Origin of the sequence: Thalassotalea hakodatensis (genome assembly GCF_030295995.1) — a bacterium.
GTDB classification, from domain to species: domain Bacteria; phylum Pseudomonadota; class Gammaproteobacteria; order Enterobacterales; family Alteromonadaceae; genus Thalassotalea_C; species Thalassotalea_C hakodatensis.
The window spans coordinates 779,170-794,266 of record NZ_AP027365.1 but is presented as its reverse complement, the minus strand read 5'-3'; the positions used below and the strand labels follow the sequence as shown (position 1 = coordinate 794,266).

Genomic DNA, 15,097 nt, shown 5'->3' with positions numbered 1-15,097 from the left:
ATACCTACGCGTTATCGGCGTATTTATACCGGAATAAATAATTACTTAGTCAGCCTGCTTTCTCAAAAATGCTGGAATATCTAAGTAGTCATCAATCGCAGCCGCTGTTACTTTTTGTGTTTGTGCCTGAGCATTTGCTTCTGGCATTGCTGCTGATTGTGTATTTACTTCTGGTTGTGGTGCCGAAGTAAATTCCTGACCAACCGCAATGGGTTCAACTGCTGGCGTCGGATTCACTAACGTGATATCAGGCTTGCGCTCTGCACCAATACCTGTTGCAACAACGGTTACCCTTAATTCATCAGTCATTTCAGGATCGATGACCGCACCAACAACAACCGTTGCATTTTCAGAAGCAAACGCTTTAACTGCATTACCAACTGTTTCAAATTCATCAATAGAAATGTCCATGCCAGCAGTAATATTAACTAATATGCCGCGTGCACCGGCTAAATCAACATCTTCAAGTAATGGGCTAGAAATTGCAGCTTCTGCAGCTTCTTCTGCTCTGTCTTCACCTGAAGCAATACCTGAGCCCATCATTGCTGTGCCCATTTCTGACATTACTGTGCGAACATCAGCAAAATCTACGTTTATGAGTCCAGGACGGGTAATAAGTTCCGCAATCCCTTGAACAGCACCTAGCAATACGTTATTGGCAGCTTTAAATGCATCTAATAATGACGTACCAGGGCCTAACACTTTTAATAGCTTTTCATTTGGAATAGTAATCAACGAGTCTACGTTTTGTGCTAAAAATTCTATCCCTTGATCTGCGTAGTTCATACGCTTTTTACCTTCAAAAGGGAAAGGCTTAGTCACTACAGCAACCGTTAAAATGCCCAATTCTTTAGCAACTTCTGCAACAACAGGTGCCGCGCCAGTTCCTGTACCGCCCCCCATACCAGCAGCAATGAAAATCATATCTGCTCCTTGAATGGTTTCTTTGATGGTTTCGCGGTCTTCTTCTGCGCTTCGACGCCCAATTTCTGGGTTAGCTCCTGCACCTAAACCTTTTGTGACATCACCACCTATTTGTAACGTGACATTCGCTGATGAGTTACGTAACGCCTGTGAGTCTGTGTTTGCCGTAATAAATTCCACACCTTCAATGGTTTGGCAAACCATATGTTCAACGGCATTACCGCCACCGCCGCCAACACCAATCACTTTTATTACAGCTTCTTCGTTATGATCTTCCATTAATTCAAACATTTTTTCTCTCTCCGATTGTTATGTTTTGTTCCACCAAAACTTTTAAAAATAACAGGATAACAATGTCACCCTTTTTAAAATTCACCTTTAAACCAAGCCAGAACTCTTGTGCCAATACTGGTGACACCATCAGTTGGCTTTTCTTCACTTTGGTTTTGTTCGTTCGCTTGCATGCCATATTGCAATAGCCCTACTACTGTCGCGTATGTAGGATCATTAACGTACTCTTTTAAACCCGCTATGCGTTGAGGGGCTGCAACACGTACTGGCATTTGAAATACTTCTTCAGCAAACTCAACAACGCCTTCCATTTTCGCGGTACCACCTGTTAACACATAGCCCGCTGCTATTTGGTCTTCTAAACCACACTGGCGTAATTCTTCTTGGATGAGCTCGAATAATTCATGATATCGAGGCTCAACAACTTCAGCCAACGTATGACGTGACATAGAGCGCGCAGGTCTACCACCTACACTGGGAACTTCAATGTTTTCTTCCATACTGACCATTTGGCGTAGTGCACACGCATATTGCACTTTTATGTCTTCCGCATGGCTCAACGGCGTTCTAAATATTTTTGCAATATCACTGGTTACTTGATTGCCAGCAACAGGGATCACCGCGGTATGACGCAAAGCACCGCCAGTAAATACAGCAATATCCATGGTACCTGCACCAATATCTACCACACAGATACCCAGTTCTTTTTCATCATCAGTGATCACACCATAACTTGACGCTAGTGCTGAAAAAATTAATTGATCCGCTTTTACGTCGCAACGCTCAACACACTTAACAATATTTTTTGCCATATCATTAGCGCACGTGACGATATGTACTTTTGCTTCCATACGCACACCTGACATACCTATTGGACTTTTTATACCGTCTTGGCAATCAATAGAATATTCTTGTGGCAACACATGCAACATACGTCTTTCTGCTGAAAGCGGTACTGAACGTGCGGTATGGATCACGTTATCAACGTCTTCTTGCGTGACCTCTTGATCGTTAATTGGCACCATGCCGTTTTCGTTTTGACAACTAATGTGCTTACCTGAAATACCTAAGTACACAGAGGTAATATGACAATCAGCCATCAATTCCGCTTCATTAATTGCCCGCTGTATAGATTGGATCACGAGGTTTAAATCGTTTACGCCCCCTTTATCCATTCCTCTCGCCGGCTGACTCCCAACACCTACAATGCTAAGTTGGTTATCTAACGTAATTTCGCCCACAGCAACAGAGATTTTGGATGTACCAATATCCAAGCCTACTACTAAATTTCTGTCATTAACTTTTGCCATTTAAGTTAAACTCTTTCTTTCTCTGTTAAAGGTTTCCAACCTACTGAAAGGCCGGTGTCATAACGTAAATCCACATAATCTACTTGTTGCTTTTGCTCAGCATTTTTTTTAATTTGTGGATATACATCGATAAATCGCTGTATTCGTTGTACTCTATTTTCTCGACCTAAATTTAGCGATACGCCATCATTTAGTGTCAACTGCCATGAATAACGCTCTGAAAGCATTAACTCATCAATGCCTAGTTCACCAAATGCTAAAATCTCACTCAAATTTGTGTAGTTTTCTAACGCTGTTTGTTCACTACCTTCTGGGCCGTAAAATGCAGGTAAATGTTTAACGACCCTTGAGGTATCTGCCTGAAAGGCAACACCTTGCGTATTAATTAAAAAATCACCATTCCAAAATGCAACAGGCTCTTGGTCTACCACATAAATTTTCAATTCATTAGGCCATTGTTTTCGCACGGAAACAGAGTACACCCACGGTAAATCGGCCACATGCTGTTGTACTTTATTTACATCAACGTTAAAAAAGTTACCCAAATTAATCGTTTCGATTGCCTTTTCAATGTCTAACCTTGTGGTATATGGCATCTCACCCATGATTTCCACAGAAGTTACCGGCGCAGATTCTTGCGCAGATAAGCGTTCTGACATCAACCATCCCATATAACAAAGCGATAAAATAACTAACACAAAAAAGCTAACACCAAACCAGAACCCCCAATGAAGTTGTTCTACATTGTTGCTTTGTGACGTTGCTTTTTTCTGCTTGGTTGCCACGGTGCTTATTTGCCTTTATTTTCTATGCTTAATTCAACAATCTTTGTTACCAGTTCAACAAACGATAACCCATAAACTTTGGCCGCTTTCGGCACTAACGATGTTTCTGTCATTCCTGGTACCGTATTTACTTCTAATACCTGCCATTGGTTTTTATTATCTCGCATAACATCAACGCGCCCCCAATCTTTTGCACCAGTGCATTTAAACGCTTTCAATGCAATGTCACTAAGTGCTTTTTCATCATTATCAGATAAACCACTAGGGCAATGATAACGTGTTGTGCTTGATTGGTATTTCGCCTGGTAATCATAAAAGGTATTTGGCGTTTCCATATGAATTGCTGGCAACGCGTTATTACCAAGAACCGCGACTGTGTATTCTGGTCCTGAAATCCATGCTTCCACTAATACTTCTTCATCATATTGGAAAGCGGTTTCAAGACTATGCGTTAATTCAGAGGGATTTTCAGCTACTGACATGCCAATACTAGAGCCTTCGTGTGCGGGTTTAACCATCACTTTATCGCCTAGCTTTTGCAGGATCGCTTTAGCCTGAGCATTGTTAAAGCTATCTTTATGTACTATCTCAAACGCAGCGGTTGGTATTGCCGCCGACTGCATCACTTGTTTAGAACGTATTTTATCCATCGCAAGTGCTGAACCAAGTACGCCAGAACCAGTATATGAGATATTCATATACTCTAGGGCCCCTTGCACACTACCATCTTCACCACCTCGACCATGCAAAGCAATAAACACGTGATCAACATCAGCTCTTGCTAAATCAGACAAGCAATAATCTTTAGTATCAATTAACGTTACTTTAAAGCCGGCTTCGGTTAAGCCGTTTGCTACCGCCTGCCCTGATCTTAATGACACTTCTCGCTCTGCCGAATCACCACCAAATAATACCGCAATATGAAGGTTAGCTTTCATCGTTGCCTCCTAATATCGCATCATTCGCTAATGAACGAGCAAGCGCACCAATATTACCGGCACCTTGAGTGATCACCATATCACCATCAATGAGATGACTGGCAAGTAGCTCAGGGAGTTTCTTTAAATCGCTAACGTAAATGGGCTCTACTTGGCCTCGTTGCCTTATGCTTCTGGCTAAGCTTTTACTATCTGCACCTGCTACAGGTATCTCACCTGCGGCATAAACATCAAGCAAAAATAAGCTATCGACTTCAGACAACACTTCAGTGAAGTCTTCGTATAAATCTCGTGTTCGGGAATATCGGTGCGGTTGAAAGATCATCACTAAGCGTTTATCTGGCCAACCATTACGCATCGCTTTTATCGTTGCGGCAACTTCACGTGGATGATGACCGTAATCATCCACCAACACCATATGACCTTTATCCGTTGATAAGTCAGCCAACTGTTCAAATCTTCGTCCGATTCCTGCAAAATTCGAGAGAGCATTTTCAATCGCTTGATCAGCAACCCCTTCATCGGTTGCCACAGCAATACTCGCTAACGCATTTAATACATTATGTTGGCCAGGTAAATTAACGCTCAAGTCAAGGTTAGGTAGGCCTTTACGTTCTACACAGAAATAGCTAACGCCGCCACTTTGTTGGTAGTTAGTCGCCACAACATCAGCGTCATCAGAAAAACCATAGGTGATCACTTGGCGACCAATTCTTGGTAGTATTTCACGCACTACTGGGTTATCAATACAGACCACAGCAAGCCCATAGAAAGGCAAGTTATGTAGAAACTCAATGTAGGTATCTTTAAGTTTTTCAAAATCACCTTGGTAGGTTTCCATGTGATCTTCATCAATATTAGTGATCACTGCAACCATAGGCTGTAGATGTAAAAATGACGCATCGCTTTCGTCAGCTTCTGCGATTAAATAACGGCTTGAACCTAAACGTGCATTGGTACCTGCACTATTTAATAAGCCACCAATAACGAACGTTGGATCGAGATCAGCTTCTGCAAAGACACTGGCTATTAAGCTAGTGGTTGTCGTTTTCCCATGTGTGCCAGCAATAGCAACGCCATGTCTAAAGCGCATTAATTCTGCTAGCATTTCAGCACGTCTTACTATTGGTATACGTAACTCTCTTGCTTTAATGAGTTCAGGGTTTTCTTGATCTATGGCCGTTGATACTACAATAACGCTTGCACCTAGAATATTGTCTGCTTGGTGCCCTATCGTTACTTTTGCGCCAAGACTTTCAAGGCGTTTAACGACAAGATTTTCACCGATATCTGAACCGGTAATTTGATAACCTTCATTTAGTAGTACCTCGGCAATACCTCCCATACCGGCACCACCAATACCAACGAAGTGGATTGATTTAACACGGCGCATTTCAGGAATAATGCTAGCGATATTTGATATTTTTTTCATAAATTTACTCATCGTTGAACAAGCCCCTGGCAAATATTAGCAACATCTTTTGTTGCGTTTGCATGTGCAGCATCATGCGCGGCTTTTGCCATGGCTTGTATAACGCTATCGGAGATGAATAAGCTATTTAACATTTGAGCTAAGCTTGTTCCGTTTAAATCTTTTTGTGCAATTAATTTCGCCGCTTGTCGTTCAACTAAATACAGCGCATTCTTTGTTTGATGATCATCAACGGCGTGAGGGAGTGGAATAAATATTGCCGGTTTAGCTGCCATCGCTAATTCAGAAACCGTTAACGCGCCCGCTCGACATATCACTACATCAGCCCATTGATAAGCACTCGCCATATCATCAATAAATTCATGTAATATGACTTGTGAAGTATCAATGCCGTATTGTTGATATAGCGACTTAACTGAGGCTAAATGCCCTTTACCCGTTTGATGCCATATTTGAATATTTTGGCGTTTAATTTGGCTGATAGCTTTCGGTACGGTGTCATTAAGCACTTTTGCTCCTAAACTTCCACCTACCACTAACACTTTTTTCGTACTTGTTGGCTGTACAGGTATAACTTGCTCTAATGCAATAATATTACCACGCAATGGGTTACCCACGACTTGGCATTTAACGCTATCATTAAAGGCATGAGGAAATGCACAGAGCACTTTTTCAGCAATTTTTGATAAATAACGATTACTCATACCGGCAACGGCATTTTGCTCATGCAAGACTAACGGTTTACCGCATAACCACGCAGCTACCCCACCTGGCGCACTTGCGTAGCCACCAAGCCCTAAAACAACGTCTGGCTTAACTTTGCGAATAACCTGAATTGATTGCCAAACTGATTGCCCTAGTTTAAACGGTAGCTTTAGCCAATCTAACCATGTTTTATTCCGTATACCCGCAATATTAATAAATGAAATGTCAAAACCATGTGCAGGTACAATTTCAGCTTCCATACGCTTTTTGGTGCCAAGCCAATGAATATGCCAACCTTGTGCTTTTAAGTGTTCTGCTACTGCAATACCGGGGAAAATATGTCCACCAGTACCACCAGCCATGACTAATAAAGTAGGTGTTTTAGTCGTATTCACGATTTTTTACCTCCTTTACTCGTCGCTTGTAAGCTTTGCACCCGAATTTCATGATCAATTCGCATTAATACCACTAAGGCTATCGTCATGATGATCATTGAACTACCGCCAGAACTGATCAGCGGCATAGTTAACCCTTTAGTAGGTACAATCCCCGCACTGGCACCAACATTTACTGCCGTTTGAAAGCTAAACCAAATGCCAATGGCATAAGCAAAGAAGCCTTCAAAATATTTTTCTTTTAATAGCGCTTTTCTGCCAAGCAGTAAGGCTTTACAGACCAATGTTAAACTCAACATAAGTACCATAGCGACACCTACAAACCCCATTTCTTCGGCTAAAATCGCCATGACAAAGTCGGTGTGAGCTTCAGGTAAATACTCAAGCTTTTGAATGCTGTTACCTAAACCTTGTCCTAATACTTCACCCCGCCCGTAAGCCATTAATGATTGTGTGAGTTGATAACCTGTACCAAATGGATCAGCCCATGGATCTAAAAAGCTGGTTACTCGCGCCCAGCGATACGGCGAGAAATACGCTAACGCAGCAATCGCTGACAACCCTACAGAGGCAATTGAAATAAACTGCCAGAGCTTTGCTCCCGCCAAAAACAACAAACCAAAAGTGGTAACAAACATCACCACCACAGTGCCTAAGTCAGGTTGAAATAACAGTAAGCTGGCTAAAACACCAAAAACAACAAGAGGCTTGAAAAACCCTTTAAAGTTTTCCATCACCTCTTCTCTGCGTCTCACCATATAAGCAGATAAATAACAGAAAAAATAAAGTTTTGCTGGTTCGGCAGCTTGTACCGTGATCGGTCCGATAACAATCCAACGCGTAGAACCGTTCACGGTACGACCGATAATAAGTACAGCGAGCAGTAACACAATCGCAGATATCAACAGCGGTCCGCTATATTGCTGCCACTTCACCATAGGAATTTGCATGACCAAACCACCAATAATCACGCTTAATACAATATAAACACTGTGTCTGATAAAGAAATGGAATGGATTATCAAATAAACGTTCAGCGACAGGCATTGACGAACTCATCACCATTACAAGACCAATAGCATACATAGCAGCAGCAAGTAGCACGTAGTCTCTATCAAACGTTGCCACTGTTTTACGTTCATGAGTGAACCATTGATGAAACTTGAATAAAGACAGCTGAGTTACCGACGACATTATTCCGCCCCCTGTAACGACTTAACGGTTTGAGCAAAGACATCACCACGTTCGGCAAAGTTTTTAAACATATCAAGGCTAGCGCAAGCGGGAGAAAGTAAAATAATATCCCCAGCTTCAGCACATAAACTTGCTTGTTTCACTGCATCTTCCAAACTTTCAACTTGTAAGCTTGATGAGTTAAGTTGTGCGATTTGATGACCATCTTTGCCGAATGTAATTAGCTTAGCGACTTTATTCGTTATGGCATCTTCAAGAACTGAAAAGTTTGCACCTTTCCCTTCACCACCAGCAATGAGTATTATTTTACCTGAGGTTAGGGTTGGATAAAGTCCTTCAATAGCCGCTACAGTGGCACCCACATTGGTTGCTTTCGAATCATTGATCCAATTGATTTTGTCAGAAGTTATAATTCGTTGGCAACGATGTTCAAGTCCGTGAAACGATTTGCACGCATTTGCTACTGCATCAAGCGGCCAACCTAAACGATGAGCAATGGCAAATATCGCAAGATAGTTTAAGGCATTATGTAAACCCGCTAAAGGTAGTGCATTTATGGCAATAATTTTTTGTTTTCCAAACGCAAAATATTGACTCTTATCTTCCGTGATAATGCCAAAATCATTCTGATTTGGTACACCAAGCCCGAATGATGTTACACGTTCAGCCGATAAACTTAAGTGGTTAAAGCTTGCAGGATCATCACGGTTGATTACTGCAAACTCACACTGCTGATAGACTTTTTGTTTAATTTCGCTGTAATTTTCAACGGTTAAATGCCGATCCAAATGATCGTCACTTATATTTAAAACCGTGGCCACTTTAGCCTGCATACTCTGCAATGTTTCTATTTGAAAGCTTGATAATTCAAAAATAAAGCCATCTACTTCCGCGTTTATCAATTCAAGTACTGGCGTACCAACATTACCTGCAAGCGCCATATTGACATCAAGAGCACTAGCAATATGCGATAAAATACTGACGACGGTAGATTTACCATTTGAGCCAGTAACAGCAACAATTGGTTTATCATTTAACTGACAAAAAAGTTCAACGTCGCCAATAACTTTGCAGCCCATTGAGATATGAGGAAAAAGATCTTCAGCGTGCAAATCTATTCCTGGACTAACAATGAGGATGTCGGCCTGACTAATTTCATCAAGATCCCACAAACCGGTGACTAACGTATTGCTTGGATAAGTACGCGTAAACTCAGCACCATTAATAATATTGTCACGACTATCATTTAATAAACATGAAATATTATGTTGTTGTAAAAAACGCACGCAAGACATGCCCGTTAGGCCTGCACCCAACACCACAATGCGTTTGTTTTTATAATGATTGACAACATTTAATTTCATGTTATTGATTACAAACCTTACTAATTATCTAAGTTTCAACGTTGCTAAGCCGACTAATACCAGCACTAAAGAAATTATCCAAAAGCGCACAATAACGCGTGGTTCAGGCCAACCTTTTAATTCATAATGATGATGTATAGGCGCCATTTTAAAAATACGCTGACCACGTAGTTTGTAAGAGCCTACTTGTAAAATGACAGAGACCGTTTCCATGACAAACACGCCCCCCATAATGAACAACACCAACTCTTGCCTAACAAGTACAGCAATGACGCCTAAGGACGCACCTAAGGCTAAAGAGCCAACATCACCCATAAATACTTGTGCTGGGTAGGTGTTAAACCAAAGAAACCCTAAACCTGCACCAACAATTGCCGTACATACCACCACCAACTCACTGGTCAGTGGGATATATGGAATGTTGAGATAGGCTGAAAAATTAATATTGCCGGTTACATAAGCAAATACTGCAAAAGCCGCCGCCACCATAATGGTTGGAACAATAGCTAATCCATCTAAACCATCTGTTAAGTTAACCGCGTTACTTGTACCCACTATGACAAAGTAGGTTAATAAAATATAAAGCATACCTAATTGTGGTAGCACATCTTTGACAAACGGTATTATGAGTGCCGTTTCAGATGCTTGCTGTGTCGTTGAATACAAGAATAATGCAGTGCCAAACCCTAACACCGTTTGCCAAAAATATTTCCAGCGCGCAATTAAACCATTAGAATCTTTGCGAATTACTTTACGATAATCATCAACAAAACCAATAATGCCAAAACTGACCACGACAAACAGCACGGTTAACACATAACGATTGGTTAAGTCGCCCCACAATAAAACACTAAACACGATGGCAGCTAAAATTAAAATGCCGCCCATGGTTGGTGTACCTGATTTTGATAAATGGCTTTCAGGCCCATCGTCACGTACCGTTTGACCAATTTGCATTCGTTGTAAGTAGCGTATTAATTTAGGACCAAAATATAAAGAAACACCCAACGCCGTTAACGTGGAAACAATTGCCCTAAACGTTAAATATGAGAAAACGTTAAACGCGGTAAAATATTGAGTTAGGTATTCACTTAGCCAAAGTAACATTAAGCAATTTCCTCATGCATTTGGCCACTACGCCACTTTTTAATATCTTGAACAACCAACTCCATATGAGAACTACGGGATCCTTTCACTAATATCGAAATTTCTTGCTGCTCACCTGCCAATACTTGAGCAAGGTGCTTTAATAAAACGCTGCGCTCGCTGAAGTGTTTGCCGTGAGAAGGTTTACGTTGATTGAATGCATCAGCAGTGCTTTGACTTAATACACCAAGCGTTAATAGCTCATCGATATCTCGACCTGCTGCATATTCGCCCACTTCTTGATGGTAGCTCCGTGCATTTGTGCCAAGCTCACCCATATCTCCAAGAATCAGTACACGCTTGCCTGGATAGCTGGCGAGTAGATCACTAGCAGCTTTAATTGATTCAACATTGGCGTTATAGCTATCGTCAATTAATTTACAATTTTCATCTAAACGATGAAGGTTTAATCTGCCTTGAACGGGTGTCATTTCAGCTAAACCTAATCTTATATCTTCTAAGCTAGCACCAAATTCAAGTGCAATTGATGCGGCCGCAACGGCGTTACATACGTTGTGTCGGCCAGGAATGCTTAATTCAACAAAAGTAGAGCCTACTTGGTCGCAAAACAGGTTGAAACTTGCACATCCATTGTCATCGAGTACAACATCGTTGCTGTAACAATCTGCTTTGTTATAACAAGAAAAGGTTTTTACGGTTTTATCCACTAAACGCCATTGCCACTTATTCGCTAACTTACAGTCTTGGTTATAAAGTGCGACACCGTTGCTTTTCATGCCTTCGTAAATTTCGCCTTTTGCTCGTGCAACACCGCATAAGTCACCAAACCCTTCTAAATGAGCGGCGGCGATATTATTGATAACCGCAACATCAGGCTGAACAAGACCAGAAGTATAGGCAATTTCGCCCATATGATTCGCGCCCATTTCCACCACGGCAAAATCATGGTTTTCTTCTAAACGCAATAACGTTAATGGCACACCAATATCGTTATTGAAATTACCTTTAGTCGCAAGCACGTTGCCTAAGCGAGCCAAAATAGCCGCTACCATTTCTTTTACCGTTGTTTTACCGCTACTTCCTGTAATACCCACGGTTTTCGGTGATACCTTTTCTTTCACATAAGCACCTATTTTTCCTAGTGCTTTGTGGGTATCTTCAACCACAATTTGAGCAATATTTAGTTGGCAGTCATGATCAACAATTACCGCTGAACAACCAATATCTTCAGCTTGTTGCACAAACTTATGACCGTCAAACTTATCACCACGCAAGGCTAGAAAAACATTTTTTTCTGCCAATGAGCGGCTATCTGTACTGATAGCATCAATCGTTTTATCTTCACCGATTAAGGTGCCATCTACCGCATTAGCAATTTCTGATAGTTGTAATTTTATCATTGCGTTATACCAATTTTATATTGTGAGCTTACCCACTCGCGTTCATTGTATTGATGGCGTTTTCCTTGTATTTCGACATAATTTTCATGCCCTTTACCGGCAAATAACACCACATCTTTCTGGCTTGCGTTGTTTAACGCATAGATAACCGCTTGTTGGCGATCTAACATCACAGTAATATGCTCTGGCTTAACGCAACCTGACAAAATATCATTAGCAATCGCTTCAGGTTGTTCGCTTCTCGGGTTGTCATTAGTCACAACAATTCTATCGCTATATTTTTCAGCGACTTGCCCCATTAATTTACGTTTACCTTTATCTCTATCACCACCACAACCAAACACTGCCCACAATTGGCCTGAACAATGTTCTCGGCAGGCAAGCAATGCATTTTGTAAAGCGTCTGGTGTATGTGCATAATCAACAACAGCGAGAGGTAGATGGTTTGCGTGGAATGTTTCCATTCTGCCAGTTACCGGTGTTAACTTGGTAATTGCCGCTGCAATCTCAGTTAAACCAATCCCTTGTACTAGCAATACACTGATCGCGGCTAATAAGTTGTCAACGTTAAATATGCCTAGCAAAGGACTGTGTATTTCGGTTTCTCCACAATGTGTTTGTAATTCTATTTTCACGCCATCATGGTTCGGGGTTATTTTTGCAGCGTAAACAAACTTCTCATATTGACGAACGCTACTTAGCTTTCCATAGACAATAGTCGGCTGTTTAATGGCTTTCTTACTCAGCCATTGCTGAGCATAAAGGTCATCACCATTGATCACCGCATATTGTCTGTCATTTTGTGCAAATATCTTCGCCTTAGCTTCACCGTAATTTTCCATGGTGCCGTGATAATCTAAGTGATCACGAGAGAGATTGGTAAAAACAGCAATATCAAACAATTCAGCATTTACCCGCTCTTGTGCTAAAGCATGCGAAGAAACTTCCATCACTACCGTGTACTGAGCTGATTCGACAAAACGTTGTAATAAAGCATGAAGCTCTGAAGCACCAGGAGTTGTATTATTAATAGGCTCAAGAGTATTTACTTTACCTGCGCCATTAGTGCCAATAACAGACGTTTCAAAACCTAATTGATCTTGTAGCTGCGCAATTAATTGGCTGGTACTTGTTTTGCCATTCGTTCCTGTAATACCAACCATATTTAATGAAGCTTGCGGCGATTGATAAAATGCTTTTGCGACATTAAATAACTGTTTATTTAATTGATAAAACGCAATAACAGGTACTAACTCTCCCGCTTTATTATGCGCATTTTTGACATGACCATGTTCAGCTTGAATAGACGTTTCAACAAGTATCACGCTACAATTAGCTTGCAATGCTTGGCTAATATAGGCTTTACCTTGCTGTAAGGTGCCATTCACCGCACAGAAAACATCACCAACGGTTAGTTGTCGGCTATCATTGCATAATTGGCGAGGCATGCTCGGAACCGTCAATGAGACGGTAATAGTAAATTTAGCGAGTAGCGTTTCTAGATAACGAGCATCAACGTTAAACACGTTTACCTCCGTTATCATCTTTAGCATTTACCACACGAGTATCAGCATCAGGTTCAATATTTAGCAAACGTAAAGCACCCTGCATCACCCTAGAAAATACTGGCGCTGCAATTTCGCCACCGTGGTATAAATCACCACCTGGCTCATTTATTACTACGATCACAACAATTTTAGGATCTGAGATAGGTGCAATGCCGGTAAATAAACCAACATAGTCATTGCCGTAACCACCAGCTACCGCTTTAAACGCTGTACCTGTTTTTCCACCTACGCGATAGCCTTCCACTTTGGCTCTATGCGCTTTTTTCTCAACCACTTGCTCTAGCATGCCTAGCAAGCTTTCGGTATTTTTTTCTGAAAAAATGCGTTGTTCGTCATAGCTGTTAACTTTTTCGCGTTTTAAAATGCTTAATGGTTTTTTAACACCACCATTAGCAATTGAGGCATAAAAACGTGCCATTTGAATCGGCGTAGCAGAAACCCCCATGCCATAAGAAAGTGTTGCTAGCTCAATTTGTGACCAGCGAGAACGCGTATGCATAATGCCTTCACTTTCACCAATCAAATTGATACCGGTACTTTCACCAAAGCCCGCTTGGAAAAATTTATCTAAAAAGAATTCTTTAGGAAGTGATAACGCCAACATTGACGTACCTAAGTTTGATGAATTCACTAAAATATCAGTCGGTGTTTGTTTTCCGTAATTACGAGGATCGCCAACTCTTCTGCCACCTAAACGCATAATACGTTTACTGGTGTCAATTACGGTATCTTCGGTGACTTCACCAAATTCAAGTGCTGACAACACGGCCATTGGCTTCATCGTTGAACCAGGTTCATAAAAATCGGTTATTGCGCGGTTACGTAAACGATGTAAAGCAACATTGCTACGGTTATTCGGGTTGTAAGACGGACTATTGGCAAGTGCTAATACTTCACCACTATCAACATCAGCTACCACAACCGAACCAGAGCTGGCATTAAACGCTTTTACTGCCCCTTTTAATTCACGATACGCTAATGCTTGAATACGTTGATCTAAACTAAGCACTAAATCTTGTGGTGGCTTAGCGTCTACTGTTTCTAGCACTTCGATGCGATTGCCTTTTGCATCTTTTCGATAACGCTTGCTACCCTGTTCACCTGTTAATAGGTCATCATAGACGCGCTCTACACCTTCAATGCCCTTGTCATCAACATTGGTAAAACCTACCACATGAGCACTTATTTCGCCTGCAGGATAGAATCGTTTAGATTCTTTTCGTAAATGAATACCAGGGATTTTTAATTGTTTAATATACTCCGCCATGGCAGGTGACACTTGACGCTCAATATAGACGAAACGCTTTGCAGGGCTTTTAGTGACACGCGACTTTAAGCTATTCACATCTTTATCTAGTACATCCGCTAAGGCCTGCCAATGCTCAACTTTAGCCAGTGCATTTTGCTCCATAATGATTTTAGGATCAGCCCAAACAGTATCAACGGGGACACTAACGGCGAGTTCAACGCCATTTCGATCAACGATTGAGCCTCTATGTACTTTATTCGCAGCAGTACGAAGCGAGCGCATATCACCTTGTTGTTTTAACATATCAGGTTCAATCACTTGAATGTAAGCAGTGCGAGCGGTTAAGCCTAAATAAACAAGCACAATAACGCCTATGACGAGATAAAACCGCCATGATGCTGTCATTTGTTTGTACTTACTTACTTTCTTAACCATT

At 41.3% G+C, this 15,097-nt stretch carries 12 protein-coding genes; all 12 read right to left on the bottom strand.

Features of this window, described 5'->3' with window-relative positions:
* Nucleotides 1-45: 45 nt before the first annotated feature.
* Nucleotides 46-1,215 (bottom strand): cell division protein FtsZ, encoded by a 1,170-nt coding sequence (ftsZ, locus tag QUE72_RS03370; RefSeq protein WP_074498257.1) that lies wholly within the window; start codon nt 1,213-1,215, stop codon nt 46-48.
* A gap of 74 nt (nt 1,216-1,289) precedes the next feature.
* On the bottom strand, nt 1,290-2,525 hold the full coding sequence (gene ftsA, locus QUE72_RS03365) for a cell division protein FtsA (protein ID WP_286271554.1): 1,236 nt from the start codon (nt 2,523-2,525) through the stop codon (nt 1,290-1,292).
* A gap of 5 nt (nt 2,526-2,530) precedes the next feature.
* Nucleotides 2,531-3,310 carry a cell division protein FtsQ/DivIB gene (locus QUE72_RS03360; RefSeq protein ID WP_286271553.1) on the bottom strand — a complete coding sequence of 260 codons (780 nt, stop codon included), beginning with the start codon at nt 3,308-3,310 and terminating at the stop codon, nt 2,531-2,533.
* Nucleotides 3,311-3,315: 5 nt separating this feature from the next.
* A complete protein-coding gene (locus QUE72_RS03355; protein ID WP_286271551.1) occupies nt 3,316-4,248 on the bottom strand; it encodes a D-alanine--D-alanine ligase in 933 nt (310 codons plus the stop codon).
* Entirely contained in the window at nt 4,238-5,692 is a 1,455-nt protein-coding gene (gene murC, locus QUE72_RS03350) for a UDP-N-acetylmuramate--L-alanine ligase (protein ID WP_286271550.1), read from the bottom strand. Before murC ends, QUE72_RS03355 begins: the two co-directional genes overlap by 11 nt.
* A complete protein-coding gene (murG, locus tag QUE72_RS03345; RefSeq protein ID WP_407704965.1) occupies nt 5,689-6,783 on the bottom strand; it encodes an undecaprenyldiphospho-muramoylpentapeptide beta-N-acetylglucosaminyltransferase in 1,095 nt (364 codons plus the stop codon). The genes murC and murG overlap by 4 nt, the downstream gene beginning before the upstream one ends.
* Nucleotides 6,777-7,976, bottom strand: coding sequence for a cell division protein FtsW (gene ftsW / locus QUE72_RS03340; RefSeq protein WP_254849551.1), 1,200 nt, complete (start codon nt 7,974-7,976; stop codon nt 6,777-6,779). Before ftsW ends, murG begins: the two co-directional genes overlap by 7 nt.
* Entirely contained in the window at nt 7,973-9,337 is a 1,365-nt protein-coding gene (gene murD / locus QUE72_RS03335) for a UDP-N-acetylmuramoyl-L-alanine--D-glutamate ligase (RefSeq protein WP_286271546.1), read from the bottom strand. Before murD ends, ftsW begins: the two co-directional genes overlap by 4 nt.
* Nucleotides 9,338-9,361: 24 nt before the next feature.
* Nucleotides 9,362-10,444: a phospho-N-acetylmuramoyl-pentapeptide-transferase gene (gene mraY / locus QUE72_RS03330; RefSeq protein WP_074498239.1), complete on the bottom strand. Its 1,083-nt coding sequence runs from the start codon at nt 10,442-10,444 to the stop codon at nt 9,362-9,364.
* Complete coding sequence (locus tag QUE72_RS03325) at nt 10,444-11,844, bottom strand: UDP-N-acetylmuramoyl-tripeptide--D-alanyl-D-alanine ligase (protein WP_074498237.1); 1,401 nt, start codon at nt 11,842-11,844, stop codon at nt 10,444-10,446. The genes mraY and QUE72_RS03325 overlap by 1 nt, the downstream gene beginning before the upstream one ends.
* Nucleotides 11,841-13,370, bottom strand: coding sequence for a UDP-N-acetylmuramoyl-L-alanyl-D-glutamate--2,6-diaminopimelate ligase (locus QUE72_RS03320; protein WP_286271545.1), 1,530 nt, complete (start codon nt 13,368-13,370; stop codon nt 11,841-11,843). The genes QUE72_RS03325 and QUE72_RS03320 overlap by 4 nt, the downstream gene beginning before the upstream one ends.
* Nucleotides 13,363-15,096 (bottom strand): peptidoglycan D,D-transpeptidase FtsI family protein, encoded by a 1,734-nt coding sequence (locus QUE72_RS03315; RefSeq protein ID WP_286271544.1) that lies wholly within the window; start codon nt 15,094-15,096, stop codon nt 13,363-13,365. Before QUE72_RS03315 ends, QUE72_RS03320 begins: the two co-directional genes overlap by 8 nt.
* Nucleotide 15,097: the final 1 nt, after the last annotated feature.

What these genes read in the sequence shown, in the direction of transcription:
- QUE72_RS03325 (WP_074498237.1), bottom strand. Translation starts at nt 11,844, where the DNA reads ATGATAAAATTACAACTATCAGAAATTGCTAATGCGGTAGATGGCACC.
- QUE72_RS03355 (WP_286271551.1), bottom strand. Translation starts at nt 4,248, where the DNA reads ATGAAAGCTAACCTTCATATTGCGGTATTATTTGGTGGTGATTCGGCA.
- QUE72_RS03315 (WP_286271544.1), bottom strand. Translation starts at nt 15,096, where the DNA reads ATGGTTAAGAAAGTAAGTAAGTACAAACAAATGACAGCATCATGGCGG.
- ftsA (WP_286271554.1), bottom strand. Translation starts at nt 2,525, where the DNA reads ATGGCAAAAGTTAATGACAGAAATTTAGTAGTAGGCTTGGATATTGGT.
- mraY (WP_074498239.1), bottom strand. Translation starts at nt 10,444, where the DNA reads ATGTTACTTTGGCTAAGTGAATACCTAACTCAATATTTTACCGCGTTT.
- murC (WP_286271550.1), bottom strand. Translation starts at nt 5,692, where the DNA reads ATGAGTAAATTTATGAAAAAAATATCAAATATCGCTAGCATTATTCCT.
- murD (WP_286271546.1), bottom strand. Translation starts at nt 9,337, where the DNA reads ATGAAATTAAATGTTGTCAATCATTATAAAAACAAACGCATTGTGGTG.
- ftsZ (WP_074498257.1), bottom strand. Translation starts at nt 1,215, where the DNA reads ATGTTTGAATTAATGGAAGATCATAACGAAGAAGCTGTAATAAAAGTG.